Raw genomic sequence first — 16,538 nt, 5'->3', positions numbered from 1 at the left:
CATATAGAAAGTTTTTTGCGGGAACAAGTACGCACATATTTGTACCTTGTAGGTCTGGGGCTATTAGTCTACAACCTGTAGAAAGAAGGGGAATACATGGCACAGGAGATGGAACATACAGTTAGCGTTAATTTTGGGTGTCCTGTCGCGACAACTGTTGGGATTATAGGCGGCAAATGGAAGGGGGTCATCTTGTATCATTTGACCACAGGACCACGGCGCTATAATGAAATTCGACGGACCCTCCCTAATATTACACAGCGGATGCTAACCTTGCAGTTGCGCGAATTGGAGCGTGATGGCATCGTGCACCGTGAGATTTATAACGAGAACCCACCGCGTGTGGAGTACTCGCTTACCCCGTTGGGAGATACGTTAAGACCGTTGCTGGATTTTATGAGAGACTGGGGTGTCTTCTACGGAGAACAGGGTTGCGAGCCTGTGGCGACAACTTCCAAGTCAGGCAAGCATTTTGCTAAAATAGACATGAAAAAAGCCCACCGATGATTTCATAGCAGACGCATGAGAATCATTAGCGGGCGGAATAAGAACGGGATATCTTTATAAAATATAATCTTATTTAAACTCGATGGCTTCGTTCATCTGTGCCCAGGCTGTTTCTCCGATGATGCCCAGACGCCAGATCGCGATTCCTTTGAGGTCATAACGTTTGGCTAAACCGATCTTGGCGTTAACGGTGCTGTCTTTTTCGCTACCCATTGAAATTCCCAAAATGAGCTTATCCCGCGAGGTTTCCTTCAACGCCAGTTTTATGGCTTCGTCCACTTTATCCAATGGCTCAGGCGTAGATTTTTGTCCGTAATCATAGGCCATGATGATCAGATCGTCCGCCAGATTACCCAGCGTCTTGTAATCATAACCAGTGTAAGAGCTATTCAGCGGATGCAGAACGACGGTGAGCTTGAGTCCCGCTTGATGCGCTTTGGCCGATAACTTTTTAATAAAAGCGTTGTAATCAGAACGAGCTTTGGCCTTATCGCCGCTCCAGCCTAATCCTTCAAGATCTAACGTAATGCCCTTGAACTGCTTATCGGTGGCAGTGCTGACGATTTGGGAAATGGTTTGTTCTTGAAGCTGCGTATTTTCCAAAACCTTGGTTAGCTCATGATTACCGTCTACAGAATAAACCATCAGGTAAGGGGAAGTCCCCTGGCTATCTGCTTCTTGTAGAATAGACTCAGGCGTTACAGCTCCAGCGGCTTGAGGCCATTTATATTCTTTGCCGGTCGTCGTGAACTGTCCGTTTGTATCAATTCGGCTCCAGCCGAAGGCAACGGCATTAAAATTCGGTATTTTGGATTTTTGGTCAAAGGAAGACAGCGCATAGAAGCCTACAGTATACATAGCTTCACGTGGCGATGTAATAGAGACTGTCCGTGTTCCCTGATTCCAGTTGACTGTGGCTCCAAACTGTTGCCCGAAAAAGCCCAGCGGAATCATCGTGCTGCCGCGCACGGTTTGCGGTGCGGCTGTTAGTTGAACGGTTTGTCCGTCTACTGTGGCATTGCGGCTCCCCATTTTGAGAACTACCTGCTTGGTTGCACTGCCTTGCGTTTTGGTAGCGGTGATGCTTTGGCTGGCTTGATCCCATTTCACTGTAATGCCCAGAGCCTCAGAAATAGCGCGAAAGGGAACCATCGTCGTGCCGTCCATCATGGCAGGCTGTACAGGGAACGGCAATGGATATCCGTCCAGCATGATGCTGATCTTACTCGCCTCCGCTTGTGCCATGGGGCTATAGATGCCCGCTGCGGTACTCAGAAGGATAACGCTAGATAACAAAGCCTTATTTACGATTTTCATCCTATGATCTCCTATGCTCAATAGATTGCAATGCTATCATGTTAGAATCGTGAGGTTTCTACCATTTTACCAAAAAAATGATAGATAGGTGAATGTGAAATGATAGGATGAGATAAATCTGAGTATGTATTTAAGCTGAATAGTATAAGAAAAACATCGTTATTTTTCATATAAAAAAAGCTGACACCTTTTAAAACGGTGTCAGCCTTTTCTTTTTAAAACAGTTTTATATTTTATTGTAACCCCGATTACTTGCCGCGCTTGAGTGCAATGCCTACTGCTGCTGCACCAAGCACGACTGCTACGATCGAGAGGACAAGTGCTGTGGTTTGTGCAGCAGAGCTGGCTGGAGCAGAAGCAGCAGGGGCAGCCTCAGCAGCATTGTCCGAGGTAGGTGCGGTGCTGCTGCTATCTTTAGCCGTATCTGTGCTTGCATGACCCTCTGCGGTGCCTGCCGAATCATGTCCGCTGTCTGCGGCAGGAGCAGGAGTTTCCGGTGTGGCATCCGCCGTGATTGTAATAATGGAATGAGGATTGTTACTTCCTTCATCGCCTGTCCATTCCACAATACTTCCGTCACTGTAATATTGGAAGGCGTCCCAGGCTGCTGCAGTATTCTGATCTGCATTTTGTGCTACAAAGCTGAAGCGTTGGTACTGACCCGCTTGAATTCCGTCTTTTTCGGACGTCCAGGTGACGGTAGTTATTTTGCCAGAGCTGTCTTTTTCGGTGGCTACCTTCCATTCCGGTACTGGCTCGTATTGTTTGAAAACGACCTCTTTGGGAATTTTCAAGGCCACTTTAGTGGTTGGAATGTTTTTTTCCACAGGCACTTTCAACGTGTACGTTTCCCACGCATTAGGTTGTGAAACAGAAGGCTTGACCGTCACATGCGCACTGGCCATACCTGCAAAAAGCAAGGCACCAGCCGCAATTAAACCCATGGAAGTTGCTAACCTGGACAACCTGGATTTTGCTGTTTGAATCGTTGTATTCATATTTATTTCGCTCCTTTTAAGAATAAAATAATTATTTTTTACCTTCTACTTGCAGAGTGAATTCAGCATCAACCGCATCGAGTGATGCTGTCAGAGCATGTACTTTTACCGCCCATGTTCCTTCGGAGGTTATCAATTCCTGACTGCGGAAAGGCTGTTGCTGCTTCACGGGCAAGACAAATTCCTGTTGATCTTGGTCAGGATTAGCTGGGATAAGCGTTAATGTGACCTGCTGGATTCCTGAAACGGCAGCCCCCTTGCTATCCTGAACGGATACCTTAAATTCATTGCTGCCCACAGCATTAGGGCTGACTGCCAGTGTAACGCTGTATTCGCCAGTAGTGCGAGTCTCCTCAAACGGTACAGCAGGTGCCTGGCCAGGTGACAGGTGAGTGAGCACCGCTGCCAGTAGCATCACGAGCAGACCGACGGACAGCTCGGCACGCAATCCTCCGGCGGCTCGCTTGCTCGCCGCCGCTTGCCGAGCGCTGCGAAACTGGCTGGCTGCGAAGACCAGCATCACTAGCAGTAGCGCTGCTTTACCAAGCAGAACGAGTCCATAGGATGTGTTCAGCAGCATGGAGGGAGCTGGAATGTACAGCACCGCTCCATAGATACCAGTGGCGAGTAGCGCCGCCACCATAGCCATGCCCCAGCCAGCGAAGCGGCGCAGGACCGTTTGTCGCAGAGTTGCCTGCACGGATACAGGGAGCTCCAATCCGGCAACAGGCAGGCACACCACCATGACGGCAAGTGATCCGATCCAAAAAGCTGACGCTGCAAGATGGACGAAATCTGCCACAATGGCTGGAGCCGGGTGGGTGGCTGCTGCCGGATGCCCGACAAAGGCCTTGGACAGCATGAGGCTCAGCGTGAGTAAAACGGAGCTGTAGCCCCAAACACGGCGCTGGCGATCAGAAATGCTGGGATCGATCGCATAAATTAGCGTTACGCTTAGAAGCAGCACGAGAATCATCTGGATAAACCAGATTTGCCCTGCTCCCGTAAATTGAAGAGCTTCTCCCAGAATAGGGAGTGAGAAGCCCTCCCCGATGGAAACTCCGGCATCCCAAGACGCCTGAAGCGGTAGGCTAATTAAAATGACAGCAGACGTTATGCCGTAGCCGCTCCAGAGCAGCTTAGTCCAACGGGGTAATGTGTCAGAGGGTCGATGACTAAGCGTCTGCTGTTCACTGCGATTCTTGGCTCGGTTTATGCTCGGTAAGAGGAACAGTCGGAAACAAATCGCTCCAAACAGCAGCGATAACCCTATGTAAAGGAGCCAACGGACAGCAATTAAGTCGATTCGTGATGTCCCAGAGCTTTCAGAAGGGGTAGCTTGATCGGTATACGCATTGGAACCGCTACCTACTTGAAATGGAATCACTCCATTGACTGGGTGTCCATCTGCGGACAAAGCTCTCCAAGTGATGGTGTAAATTCCATTCTTCACCCCTGGAATCAATTGGATCTCCATGGTGGATTGGTGCTCTGGATTGAGCTGTGCTTTTCCTGTGTCGACCCGCTTGCCTGTTTCATCAGTCACTTTGATGGACATGAAGGCAGACTGCAAATCTTCATTGAAAGTGATAGTCACCTGAGAAGGGGACTTGTCCAAAACCTGATTTTCGGTCGGGCTGGATTCAACGACAAATGCATGAGCCCACGATGAGTGAGGAAACAGGAACAGAAGAGGGAGACACAGCAATAAAAGACAAGCCACACGGGCTGGTCTGGACAGGTACAACATGCCTGTGAAGTCACCTTCTCTCGATTACTTGAAGCGAGGATATCCTCATTTGTAGCATTTTATACGGACAAACCAATTCCTATCTTAATCATAGTGCATATAGCGTGAATAGATGGAGCGAATTATGACATTTATATGAAATTTGAAATAATGAGTATGATGCAAAATGCCGCTCTTATGAAAAGTCCCTACTGTGAAAGAAATCGCCTGGATTTCTTTCACAGTAGGGATAAAGTGGAATAGTGTATGAGACATTAGATGCCTGCTTCTATAGACTGCGTGAAAGCAGGTTGCTTATGTTGAATATATTGGATAAAAATAGCCGTTAGATCGGGATCGAATTGGCTCCCCGAACAAGTACGCAATTCTTCGATGGCCTCCTCGAATGTTTTGGTCGGTTGATAGGGACGTTCTGTTGTCATCGCGTCAAAAGAGTCGATGATCGTCAGCATCCGACACAGCCTTGGGATTTGCTCGCCCTTAAAGCCAAACGGATAGCCTCCCCCGTCATAACGTTCATGATGCAGCTCCACAAAAGGAACTAAATCTATGAATCGTTCATTGGCTTCGACAATACGTTTGCCCCACATGACATGAGCTTGTACCATCCGCCATTCCTCGCTAGACAGCTTCTCTTTTTTATTAAGAATATTCCAGGGTATTTCCAGTTTGCCAATGTCGTGAATGAGGGCTCCCAGTAAAAAACGTCGCTTATCCTTCGGACCGAGCTGAAGCACATCGCTCATGTCCGCTGCATATCTGAATACCCGTTTGGAATGCTTGAAGGTGTTAATATCCTTGTACAAGAATAGATTAAGCTGCTGCTCCAGATCACGAATATCCTGTCCGAGATCGACCTCGCGTTCCACTTCATTTAGACTGCCGTGTGTATGAACGATATTTTTGCCCTGTTTCTTGGCATAGTACAGTGCTTTATCCGCTAGATCGACCAGCTGTGATTTGTCGTAGATGTCAATGCGGCTTTGTGCAATGCCTGCGGAGAAGGACAGACACCCGTGTGGGAAAATTTCAACTCCCTCGTAACGGGAATCATTCAGTTTTTTTCGGATAGCATTGACCTTTTCATAAGCTTGTTCAGCAGTATGATCGGGCATAAGCAAAGTGAATTCTTCTCCACCATAGCGGGATACGGTAATATGAGTACCGAACGTTTCCTTTTTGAGAAACTCACCGAGAAACCCCAGTAGCTGATCGCCCTTGAGATGACCGAAGTGATCATTGTATTTTTTGAAATCATCAATATCAATCAGCGCCAGACTTAGGGGAGTATTCTGCGATCTGGATGTATTTAGTTCAGCTTCAAGTGTATTTTCAAAGTAGCTGTGATTGTACAGCCCTGTTCTGCGATCCGTGTTGGCTTTTTCTTCAATCTCACGATACATCGTGAACATTTGCTTGAACGCGTGGGATAAGAGCATGCTTAGCCCCAAGAACAGCAAAAGTCCTAAAATGCCGTTGTAATAAATCAGCGTGGTCAAGACCAAAGACAGGATGAGTGTACATAAGTATACAAGCAGGGATTCTGCCAAAAAAGCCTGTTTGAGCTCATTGAACGACCCTTTATATGCGATATAGAAGTAGATGCCCAAGGTGATTGTGTTTACCGTAAAGTAGCAGATCAATGCGAGCAGGTAGGAAGCAAAATGGTCCTCGTTCAAGGCTCCCTGCGTTCCGCCGCTTAGTTCGAACACGGTTGACGACAGGAAAATGGAAAGTGCGTAAATGGAAAAATTGACGGCATGTTTCCACCAGGACAGTTCTGTATGCCGAAACGCAGCAATGATCACATTGAACAGCAAAATCAAAATGGCAATTTCAGTGCCATGCACAAAAATACAAGCGAGGTACACGGAGGAATCCATGGACTGCTTGTTACTGGCTGGTGGCAACTGGAATGTAAAATGCTCCAGAATCAGAACTGCTCCCAACAGGGAATAGATCGTGACCCACTCTGTCGTCGAATAGTGCAAAAAGGACCAATGGTTCGTATACAAGAGAACGATCAGGCCTACCATACACATGAAAAATACGTATATTCCCGTCGTGGTAACCCGTTCTTGCAGCTTTTTTAATATACTCATCATTTTTTCTCCTGCCTTGTCGTATCTTGATGTCAAAGCTACCAGGGGTGAATGGGATAATTTACAATTTTGTAATCGAAAATTTCACATGAAAAAACAGGCCGGAATCCAGCCTGTTTTGTTGAGCCTGTGCTTCCTTTTTTTCTTTATCGGTGACTAGCCTCCAATTTTGTAACCGGAAGTCAACGCGATTACGACAGAAGCAACGATAATAGCATTGATAATCACACGGGAGTATTTCAAGTTTTTCATACGGTTCCCTCCCTTCCTTGGAATAAGCTCTGAACTAGGCATGGTGGGGGTTGGTTTCTTGTTGATTATCCTTATTTCTTTTTACGACCATCACATTTTGGATAAACAGGAACATCCCGAAGTTCATGACGACATCTCCAATACTAATCACCTGCGTGCGGGGATAGGGCTTGGAAAGGGGAATGATGTCACCAAGCAATGATAAACGTGTGCTCGCATCCATCATGTAATGTTTCGAGATGACACTGCCGGATTTAAGCATATCTGTATAATAGGGACCCAGTACTTCAGAAGCGCTCAGCGAGACCGGCATCCTGCCGCCATTCACTGCCATAACGATAAAATTCATCAACACGCCGATTAAAATAAGCTTGAATCCTTTATGATGTCTGTTCAACCAGAGAAATATCAATCCGACCACGTAGACTCCCATAAATAGATACCCATTAATGGCTGCCAGCCAAGCCCACTTTTCCTGAGCATAAAAAATAATGAATTGAACCACCAGCAGCAGGGGGAACATCCAACCGGCTACAAGGCGAATATGACTGAAACGGATCAGACCTTGTCGCCAGCCTCCTCTGAACAGGCCTACAATGAGACCCAGCAGCACTCCATCATAGACCATTATCATTCTCCAGATTCTACAATTTTTTTGTTTTGGTTACCGTGTAATTCGACCTGAAATTGGTAAATTCCTGCCTGATTTATAGCAATTTTGAAAAAAAATCGCGGATTAGCGTGTAATTATTCGAAGCCAGATGAAATGAATGATATCATAATATATTGAAGTCATTATTTATATTTTAGTGAAAAGGATGATTATTATCATGAATCGGTTATCCAATACGGTAATGGTTGCCGCAGATATGACCAAATCACGAATATTATGGATTGCCTTTGTTCTGGGTGCATTAAGTGCCTTCGGACCATTGTCCATAGATATGTATTTGCCGTCACTGCCTACATTAGCCGACAATTTGCATACGACTACTTCGCTGGCGCAGCTTAGTTTGACAGCCTGTCTGTTGGGACTGGCCGTTGGTCAGATCGTTGCTGGTCCGCTTAGCGATGTGAGGGGGCGCAGAGGACCGCTGGTGATCTCGCTTATTCTGTACGCCGCGGCATCGCTGTTATGTGTGTTTGCTCCAAATATCGCTGTGCTCATTGCGCTTCGCTTTATTCAAGGGCTTACGGGATCGGCGGGGATCGTGATTTCCAGAGCAGTGGCCCGTGATCTGTACTCGGGCAAAGAATTGACACGCTTTTTCTCACTGCTCATGCTGGTGAATGGTGTGGCTCCCATTGCTGCACCTGTGCTGGGCGGTGTCATTTTGAATTTTGTTTCCTGGCGCGGTGTTTTCATGGTGCTGTGTGTAGTTGGTGTGGCCATGCTAATTGCCGTTGTATTGGGCCTTCCAGAAACGTTGCCAACGAACCGTCGTTCATCCGGTGGCTTGAAGCAGACGCTGGGAACACTCGGTCATCTATTTGCAGATCGGCGCTTTATGGGTTATGCCCTCTCGCAGGCACTGATTACAGGGGCTATGTTCGCGTACATCGCTGGCTCGCCTTTCGTGCTTCAGGATATTTTCGGGGTTTCTCCTCAGACGTATAGCATCATTTTTGCGGTGAATGGTTTGGGTATTGTACTGTTTTCCCAGTTGACGGGTAAACTCGTGGGTCGATTTAGCGAACGACAGTTGCTCTTGTCAGGTCTGGTGATTGCGGCTGTAGCCGGGATCAGCTTGCTTACCGTAGCTTTTACCGGAGGCCAATTGTTAGCTGTATTAATTCCGATGTTTTTTGTCGTATCCTGCGTAGGTATTGTGAGTACAACGACGACTTCACTGGCCATGCAGAGTCAGCAGCGTTCCGCAGGCAGTGCGTCCGCCATGCTTGGCTTGCTGCCTCTATTGCTGGGCTCCATCGCTTCACCGTTGGTAGGCTTGGGTAGTGGAACAACCCCCGTACCGATGGCGGTTGTTATTGCTATAGCTGAGCTTGGTGCGCTGTTAAGCTTTGTTGTACTTGCCAAGGAAGCACGCTCAAAAGTGTGAAACAAGGCAAAATGGTGACATTTTTCAGGAATGTTGACATACCCCATGGGGGTATATTATGATGGGGATATATTAAATGCATGAGTGCATTACACCACACAGGAGGCTGATGTATGGCTGAGGAGCAACCTGTTTCCCACACTGAAGTCCACGGGACTCATTGTGGAACAGATGGGGAGAAGACAGTTAGAAAAAGTCATCATTCGGCGGAATTCAAGAACAGCCTTGTATCCCGGTTAAACCGTATTGAAGGGCAGGTACGCGGGATTAAGGGCTTGATTGAGAAGGACACTTACTGTGACGATGTGTTGAACCAGATTGCGGCTGTTCAGTCGGCCCTGAATGGTGTCGGCAAGCTACTGCTGGAAGGGCATATGAAAAGCTGTGTCATTGAGCGCATGCAGGCAGGAGAGCAAGAAGTGATTGATGAGCTATTAATTACGGTTAAGAAGCTAATCCGTTAAAAGTAGTAGATATACACATTATGGGTATGGACGTACCCTTGAGGAGGAAACGAAAATGGCACAAGTTACATTGAACGTAGAAGGCATGAGCTGCAATCATTGCGTGAAAGCCGTAGAAGGAGCTTTGGAAAAAGTAGGCGCTACCGGCAAGGTCAGCCTCGAAACGAAACAAGTAAGTGTAGAATATGACGAATCCAAGCTGAGTGTTGAAGCGCTGAAAACAGCCATTGAAGACCAAGGCTATGATGTTGTTTAAGATTAAGATGCTGTATGATGCGTGAACAGGTTTGTTCGAAGAAGAAGCTTCCTTGTAAGGAGCTTTTTCTTTTTGAACACAATATACCCCACTGGGGTATGTAGAAGGAGGACTACCATGGAAAACCGTGCGACCGACGGTGATAAGCATACAACGCTTCATATTACGGGGATGTCCTGCGCAGCCTGCGCAAGCCGTATTGAAAAAGGTTTAAACCGAATAGACGGAGTGGCGCAGGCTAATGTGAATTTGGCATTGGAGCAGGCGTCTATATCCTATGACCCCAAGCAGGTGGAAATCCCTGAATTCCGCGATAAAATTGCTTCTCTTGGTTTTGGAACTGTGAGTGAAGAAGCCAATTTGAATGTGACGGGCATGACTTGCGCAGCCTGTGCAGCTCGAATTGAAAAAGGATTAAACCGAATACCAGGCGTAACAGGTGCTACGGTTAATTTGGCGATGGAAACAGCTCATGTGGAATATTCTGCTGGGAGTACTACGGTTAGTGATCTGGTAAGCAAGATTGAACAGCTGGGCTACGGAGCGATCCCACAGAGTGCTGAGGACAATATTGCGGATGTTCGCAGTAAGGATATCCAACGTAAAAAATGGAAGTGGATAATATCGGCAGTGCTGTCGCTTCCGTTATTGTGGGCGATGGTGGCTCATTTTTCCTTTACCTCATGGATTTATGTACCAGAACTGTTCTTGAATCCATGGTTTCAACTTGTATTGACAACACCCATTCAGTTCATCATTGGATGGCAGTTTTATGTGGGTGCGTATAAAGCGCTTCGCAACGGCAGTTCAAATATGGATGTGTTAGTTGCACTGGGTACGTCTGCGGCTTATTTTTACAGCTTGTACCTTACCCTGCGTCCGTCTGATGTCATGCAGGGAATGGCGGGAATGCCTGTCATGACCATGCCAGAGCTGTATTACGAGACAAGCGCGGTACTCATTACGCTTATTCTGGTCGGTAAATGGTTCGAAGCGGTAGCCAAAGGACGTTCGTCTGAGGCGATCAAGAGCTTGATGAACCTACAGGCGACAACGGCACGTGTGGTACGTGATGGACAAGAGCTAGATATACCGATTGAACAAGTGCGTGTGAAGGATATCTTTATTGTGCGTCCAGGGGAGAAAATTCCCGTCGATGGTGTAGTCGTGGATGGGCGTTCGGCAGTGGATGAATCCATGTTAAGTGGCGAGAGTCTTCCGGTTGAAAAAGGAGAGGGTTCCCCAGTCACAGGAGCCACGCTCAATAAAAACGGAGTACTTCGTATCCAGGCTGAGCGTGTGGGTGGTGATACGGCGTTGGCCCGTATTATTAAGGTCGTGGAAGATGCGCAAAACTCCAAGGCCCCGATTCAGCGGATTGCGGATCAAATCTCGGGTATCTTTGTTCCCATCGTAGTTGCTATTGCCGTGATGACGTTTCTCGTCTGGTTTTTCCTTGTGACACCGTCTGATTTTGCAGGATCATTGGAGAAAATGATTGCAGTTCTCGTCATTGCTTGTCCTTGTGCGCTCGGATTGGCTACCCCAACGTCCATTATGGCAGGATCGGGACGTGCCGCTGAGTACGGTATTTTGTTCAAGGGCGGCGAGCATTTGGAAATGACCCGTTCGGTCAACGCAGTGATTTTGGATAAGACAGGTACGGTTACGAACGGCAAGCCAGAGCTAACGGATGTTATGGTTGGCGCAAGCAGCCTGGCTGAAACGGATTTGCTGCGATTGCTCGGTGCGGCAGAAAAAAGCTCGGAGCATCCGCTGGCAGAAGCTATTGTAAAAGGGATTGCTGATCGAGGTATTGAGCTAGTGAGCCCGACGGATTTTGAAAATATTCCGGGTTATGGTGTGAAGGCCTCTGTGGAAGGCAAGCAGGTATTGGTGGGCACACGCCGGTTAATGAGCAGGGAAGGCATCGCGATTGATGACTCAACCGAGCAGCAAATGAATGAACTGGAAGGCGCAGGGAAAACGGCGATGCTTGTCGCTGTGGACGGTTCCTATGCCGGATTAGTGGCCGTCGCGGATACAATTAAAGAAACGTCACGAGAAGCTGTGGCCCGTCTGCGGGCGATGAACATTGAAGTCATTATGATTACGGGTGACAATGAAAGGACGGCGCGGGCCGTTGCCGCCCAGGCGGGAATTGAACGGGTGCTGGCGGAAGTGTTGCCTGAAGGAAAGGCCGAAGAGGTAAAACGACTTCAGGAACAGGGCAAGATCGTAGCCATGGTCGGGGACGGTATTAACGATGCGCCGGCGCTGGCTACAGCTCATATAGGGATGGCAATGGGTACGGGTACGGATGTGGCCATGGAGGCTGCCGATATTACGCTCATGCGTGGTAACCTAAATAGCATTCCGGACGCGATCGAAATGAGCCGGCGGACCATGACAAACATACGGCAAAATCTGTTCTGGGCGCTCGGTTATAACGTGATCGGCATTCCGATTGCTGCTTTGGGCTTTCTTGCTCCATGGTTGGCGGGAGCGGCCATGGCATTCAGCTCTGTTTCGGTTGTGCTGAATGCGCTGCGTCTCCAGCGCGTGAAGCTGTAAATGTTTTGATGTATTAGGCAGACGCATATTGCTGGATATTTGTAGCGAGATCATTTTGTAATTAGAGCAAGTACGCACAATTTTAGCTTTGTGCGTACTTGCTTTTTTGTTGTGTATTTCATTTATTTAATTCATGCAATCCCTCTTCATCGCGTCAGGTTGCTTATCATTGGCGAAAGTTTCATAATATTTGTAGGAGTGCCATGCAAGTATGCAAGAACCTTTTCGTGTACTCACAGCTTGAAGCAGATAAAGAGCTTATATTATGGATTAGGAGTGAAGCCGTCATGAATGATACGATTTCCTTGTTGATGAACCACCGGTCTGTGCGAAAATTCAAGTCAGACCCCATTACCGACGAGCAGCTCGCAGCTATTGTGGCAGCTGGCCAAATGGCATCCTCGTCCAGCAATGTGCAGGCATATACCGTTATTGCCGTTACCGAGCCTTCCTTAAAAACAAAACTGGCCGAGTTGGCAGGAGGGCAGGCTTATGTTGAGCAATGCCCTACATTTCTGGTGTGGTGCGCAGACCTGTATCGTTTGAAGCAGGTGACGATTCATCATCAGCCAGGCCAGCCTTCCTACGAAGGGTCCGTCGAAAATTATACGGTTGCAACCATTGATGCCGCGTTAGCTGCACAAAATGCAGCGGTGGCCGCTGAATCACTCGGCTTGGGCATCGTTTACATCGGGGGCATTCGTACTAAAATAGCAGAGGTATCCGAGTTGTTAGGGTTACCAGAGCTGGTATATCCAGTGTTCGGTATGTGCATTGGTGTACCGGATCAGGAAACGGGCTTGCGTCCACGACTTCCACTGTCCGGTGTTTTGCATATGAATGGTTACGATAAAAATCAGACGATGAAAGCTGTAGAGGTATACGACCATACATCAGCTGAATATCTGAAGGAACGTACGGGCGGTCAACGCTCTACACCTTGGTCTGAGCAAATGGCGACGAGATTGACCGAGCCAGCGCGTTTGCAGTTGAAGCCATTTTTGGAACAGAAGGGTTTCTTGAAGCAATAAAGTGGAGCAACGTCAAAAAACGTTGCAATGGATGAGCCGCATTTGAGCAACACGTGTATGTAAAATTACAAGAACCTCCTTAATTACGCATGATAAAGTTTCGCGTATATAAGGAGGTTCTTTGCTTTGACTACAAGTTATGGTTGTGAGCCTTTTAGTAAATAGCTGATATGCCTTTATGAATTAGACAGGGAGTAGAAGCGGCTCGTATTATCATAAAACAATTGACGGACAGTAGCTTCATCTTGACCGGTCAGCTTGCTATACTCGCGAATGACCTCGGCAGTCATCCGTGGATGTGTCTGCTGTCCGGTAAAAGGGCCCTCGAATGGCCATGGGCCGTCTGTCTCTGCCATGACCTGATTAGACGGATACTGCCTTGCCAAACTGCGGATTTCTTCTTCGTACAGGAGATCCGGTGTGAAGGACACATAATAGCCATTACGGGCCATACGTTCGGTCGTGGCGGCAGAGCCCTTGAACCAGTGGAAATGCGCCTGCGTAACGCCGTGACGTTCCAACAGGTCGCAGGCCATGTCTGCATCTTCATAAACGGCGTGCAGCACGATGGGCTTGCTATGCTTGCTTGCAAACTGGATAAAACGCTCCAGTAGCACTATGTAGGGAGCGAGGTAAAAAGCATCTCCGTTGCGTGAGGCTTCCAGCCGATTGTAATAGGGCAAGCCGACTTCACCCACCGCGACCATCTGCTGTACATGTTCGTCCATCCAGTGGAACAACAGGTCAAGCTCGGCTTGTGATGGCAGAGCCTGTTCTGGATGAAAGCCGAAGGCTGGACGTACTAGCCTGGGCCAACGCTCAGCCAGGCGCAAGTTGGCTTGACTGGAGGCGAGATGCATGGACACAGCTACGATGGCTTCTACATGGTTGTCGACAAGCGAAGCGAGCAATAGCTCCTGTTGTTCAGGTGGGTAACTGTCTACATGAATGTGTGCGTCGATTAAGGGAACAGTTGCTGCGACGTTCAATCTCAATGCAGGGTGCACATTCCAATCATTCATAATGGTTTACCCCGCCGGCAGAGGTGTTTTTACGGACACTTTCAGCGGTGTCCATATCGCCGTCCAGTTTGTGCTTTTCCTCACGCATCCAGCCAGTCATTGTCCGCTTCCATTCCATAAAGCGTGGATCGAGGGTGATTTCTTCCCTACGCGGGCGAGGAAAAGGAACGTCTACGACATGCATCACTGAAGCAGGTCGCGCCGACAGCACATAAATGCGGTCGGAGAGCAACAGCGCTTCTTCAATGCTGTGGGTAATGAACAGCACAGAGCGGCGGTTCTTCTCCCACATCCGCAATAACCATTGCTGCATGTCTGCACGTGTCAGCGCATCGAGTGCGCTGAACGGCTCATCCAGCAGCATTAATTCCTGCGGGCTAAGCAGGGCGCGGAGAAAGGCCGCACGTTGCTGCATGCCACCAGATAGCGTATGCGGATACGCCTTCGCGAACTTGCCCAGCCCAACCTGCTCAAGCCATTGCAAGGCTTCTTTGCGCCGTTCACGTTCGCTGACGTATCGGGACTCTGCTACTGCATCATCCTTTCGCGGTGCGTTTTCCTGCCCGAGTAGTATGTTGTCCAGCGTGGTGCGCCAGGGGAAAAGGGCGGGCTGCTGCGGCATATAGCTAATATGACCGCGTTCACCAGTCACGTCCTGTCCATGCATACGAATACGTCCCTGCTGCGGCTTGAGCAGCCCGCCGATGATGTGAAACAGCGTACTTTTGCCACTGCCTGACGGACCAATGAGGGAGACAAATTCGCCTGGCTTAACGGTAAGGGATACATCCTGTAGTACAGGCAGTGAGCTTCGCTTTTCCCGGAAGGCGAGGCTGATCCCGTCCAATTCCAAAGCAGGAGGAGCAGGTGTCATTACCTGCGGTTCTCCGGCTTGTTGCTGTTCATCAGCCACAGGTGGTGATGTCAAGTCCGTCGGATGCAGACTCATATGTGCCACGTCCTTTCATTAATGCTTTAATGCAATATGTGGAGGCTATTCTTGATCAGGCTTCCAGCGCACCAACCATTTCTCCAGTAGTAGAATAACGACAAACATCAGTAAGCTGAGTGTAACAATAATCCCGATAGCGGCAAAAATGAGATCCGTACGATAGGCAGATTTTTGCAGCAACATATAATATCCAATTCCTTCACTGGCCCCAATCCATTCGGCAATAATCGCGCCCATCACACTGTAGGTAGCAGCGATTTTAATGCCAGAGAAGACTTGTGGCAGGGAGTGTGGCAGCTCCAGCTTCATAAAAATAGCCCTGCGGCTTGCACCCGACATCCGCATGTAGTTCATCATCATACGGTCTGTCCGTGTCAGCCCGTCCATGGCTGCTACAGCCACGGGAAAAAAGCATACTAATGTAATGACCATAAGCTTGGGCAGCACGCCAAAACCGAACCATACCATGAGCAACGGACCGAGGGCGATAATCGGAATGTTTTGGCTAAGGATCAGGAGCGGGTACAAAGCAGATTTGAGAAAAGGAATCGTATGAAGAACGATGGCGATCAGCAGTCCCGTTGCTGTCCCTATAGCAAACCCCGCAAGCGTCAGGCGAATCGTAGCCCATGTATGGGCACCAAGCAACGCCGACTGCGCCATACCCTCTTGTACGATTAGGGATGGAGCTGGCAGCAGCCAGGATTCAATATGTAAATAGGAAACCGCTCCCTGCCAAGCCGCTAAAAAGAAGAGGACCGCCACAAGGGGCGGCCATACGCTTTTCCACCAGGATGCGTTCTTGCCTTTCGGATTCATGGGCGATACTTCTCGGTCAGCTTGTTCATGCTGATACCCTGTGGGTTATGTGCAATTTTGATCTGTGAAATGACGCTGGGACTTCCAGCTTCCGTCAAAGCCTCGTGCATTTCTTTAACCACTTTCAGCAACTCGTCGAGCTCGCCCTCCATGGTCGTATCCAATGGATTCACCTGATGTTTGACACCGGAACGCTGGATGACCTCAATCGCCTTGTCTACATAGGGGTAAGAGTCTTCGTTATTAGGTGTTTTAGGGATTACTTGAATGCTGAGCAGTGTATTAGCCATGTGAATTTCACCTGTCCTTTATTGGAGTGTTAGTAAAAAAGATATGGTGGTTTAAGGTGGGGAGACCGCTTCGCTTCTTCAGATTCAAATGAACCGCTCCGCTACCAACCGCCTTAAAAGCAACTTAGTTTTAAAGCTAGGTTG

15 protein-coding genes are annotated in these 16,538 nt (G+C 48.4%); 6 read left to right on the top strand and 9 right to left on the bottom strand.

Translation table 11 applies throughout. The annotated features are described in order from the left end of the window. Positions 1 to 96 precede the first annotated feature (96 nt). Positions 97 to 507, top strand: coding sequence for a winged helix-turn-helix transcriptional regulator (locus tag HFD99_RS22035; protein WP_016818850.1), 411 nt, complete (start codon positions 97 to 99; stop codon positions 505 to 507). Between the two features lie 69 nt (positions 508 to 576). On the opposite strand, the gene HFD99_RS22030 is transcribed toward HFD99_RS22035, so the two are convergent. The 5 genes from HFD99_RS22030 to HFD99_RS22010 all read right to left on the bottom strand — a co-directional run bounded on the left by HFD99_RS22030 (position 577) and on the right by HFD99_RS22010 (position 7,554). Further along, on the bottom strand, positions 577 to 1,824 hold the full coding sequence (locus HFD99_RS22030) for a stalk domain-containing protein (protein ID WP_016818849.1): 1,248 nt from the start codon (positions 1,822 to 1,824) through the stop codon (positions 577 to 579). Between the two features lie 248 nt (positions 1,825 to 2,072). Then, positions 2,073 to 2,822 (bottom strand): YcnI family copper-binding membrane protein, encoded by a 750-nt coding sequence (locus HFD99_RS22025; protein WP_123796673.1) that lies wholly within the window; start codon positions 2,820 to 2,822, stop codon positions 2,073 to 2,075. 31 nt (positions 2,823 to 2,853) lie between these two features. Continuing rightward, positions 2,854 to 4,572, bottom strand: coding sequence for a copper resistance CopC/CopD family protein (locus HFD99_RS22020; protein WP_123796674.1), 1,719 nt, complete (start codon positions 4,570 to 4,572; stop codon positions 2,854 to 2,856). A gap of 254 nt (positions 4,573 to 4,826) precedes the next feature. Then, the gene (locus HFD99_RS22015; protein WP_039268785.1) at positions 4,827 to 6,677 is read right to left on the bottom strand and encodes a bifunctional diguanylate cyclase/phosphohydrolase; all 1,851 of its coding nucleotides are present in this window, start codon (positions 6,675 to 6,677) and stop codon (positions 4,827 to 4,829) included. Positions 6,678 to 6,960: 283 nt separating this feature from the next. Further along, a complete protein-coding gene (locus HFD99_RS22010) occupies positions 6,961 to 7,554 on the bottom strand; it encodes a DUF5317 domain-containing protein (RefSeq protein WP_025363828.1) in 594 nt (197 codons plus the stop codon). 202 nt (positions 7,555 to 7,756) lie between these two features. On the opposite strand from HFD99_RS22010, the gene HFD99_RS22005 reads away from it, so the two are divergent. The 5 genes from HFD99_RS22005 (at position 7,757) to nfsA (ending at position 13,311) form a co-directional block, all read left to right on the top strand. Further along, positions 7,757 to 8,986, top strand: coding sequence for a multidrug effflux MFS transporter (locus tag HFD99_RS22005; protein WP_123796675.1), 1,230 nt, complete (start codon positions 7,757 to 7,759; stop codon positions 8,984 to 8,986). Positions 8,987 to 9,099: 113 nt separating this feature from the next. Further along, the gene (locus HFD99_RS22000) at positions 9,100 to 9,450 is read left to right on the top strand and encodes a metal-sensitive transcriptional regulator (RefSeq protein ID WP_017427194.1); all 351 of its coding nucleotides are present in this window, start codon (positions 9,100 to 9,102) and stop codon (positions 9,448 to 9,450) included. A gap of 55 nt (positions 9,451 to 9,505) precedes the next feature. Then, the gene (locus tag HFD99_RS21995) at positions 9,506 to 9,706 is read left to right on the top strand and encodes a copper ion binding protein (protein ID WP_017427195.1); all 201 of its coding nucleotides are present in this window, start codon (positions 9,506 to 9,508) and stop codon (positions 9,704 to 9,706) included. A 117-nt stretch (positions 9,707 to 9,823) separates the two neighbouring features. After that, a complete protein-coding gene (locus HFD99_RS21990; RefSeq protein WP_031462699.1) occupies positions 9,824 to 12,280 on the top strand; it encodes a heavy metal translocating P-type ATPase in 2,457 nt (818 codons plus the stop codon). Positions 12,281 to 12,567: 287 nt separating this feature from the next. Then, positions 12,568 to 13,311 (top strand): oxygen-insensitive NADPH nitroreductase, encoded by a 744-nt coding sequence (nfsA, locus tag HFD99_RS21985; RefSeq protein ID WP_013369076.1) that lies wholly within the window; start codon positions 12,568 to 12,570, stop codon positions 13,309 to 13,311. Between the two features lie 176 nt (positions 13,312 to 13,487). On the opposite strand, the gene HFD99_RS21980 is transcribed toward nfsA, so the two are convergent. The 4 genes from HFD99_RS21980 to HFD99_RS21965 are packed head-to-tail and all read right to left on the bottom strand — an operon-like array spanning position 13,488 to position 16,394. Further along, entirely contained in the window at positions 13,488 to 14,333 is an 846-nt protein-coding gene (locus HFD99_RS21980; RefSeq protein ID WP_123796676.1) for a TatD family hydrolase, read from the bottom strand. Continuing rightward, positions 14,326 to 15,282 (bottom strand): ABC transporter ATP-binding protein, encoded by a 957-nt coding sequence (locus tag HFD99_RS21975; protein ID WP_123796677.1) that lies wholly within the window; start codon positions 15,280 to 15,282, stop codon positions 14,326 to 14,328. Before HFD99_RS21975 ends, HFD99_RS21980 begins: the two co-directional genes overlap by 8 nt. Positions 15,283 to 15,327: 45 nt before the next feature. Further along, entirely contained in the window at positions 15,328 to 16,104 is a 777-nt protein-coding gene (locus tag HFD99_RS21970) for an ABC transporter permease (protein ID WP_044787782.1), read from the bottom strand. Then, positions 16,101 to 16,394, bottom strand: coding sequence for an MTH1187 family thiamine-binding protein (locus tag HFD99_RS21965; RefSeq protein WP_016818835.1), 294 nt, complete (start codon positions 16,392 to 16,394; stop codon positions 16,101 to 16,103). Before HFD99_RS21965 ends, HFD99_RS21970 begins: the two co-directional genes overlap by 4 nt. Between the last annotated feature and the right edge of the window lie 144 nt (positions 16,395 to 16,538).

Source organism: Paenibacillus sp. EKM301P (genome assembly GCF_011800295.1).
GTDB classification, from domain to species: domain Bacteria; phylum Bacillota; class Bacilli; order Paenibacillales; family Paenibacillaceae; genus Paenibacillus; species Paenibacillus polymyxa.
The sequence above is the reverse complement of the archived record's forward strand: the minus strand, read 5'-3'. Positions and strand labels throughout refer to the sequence as shown.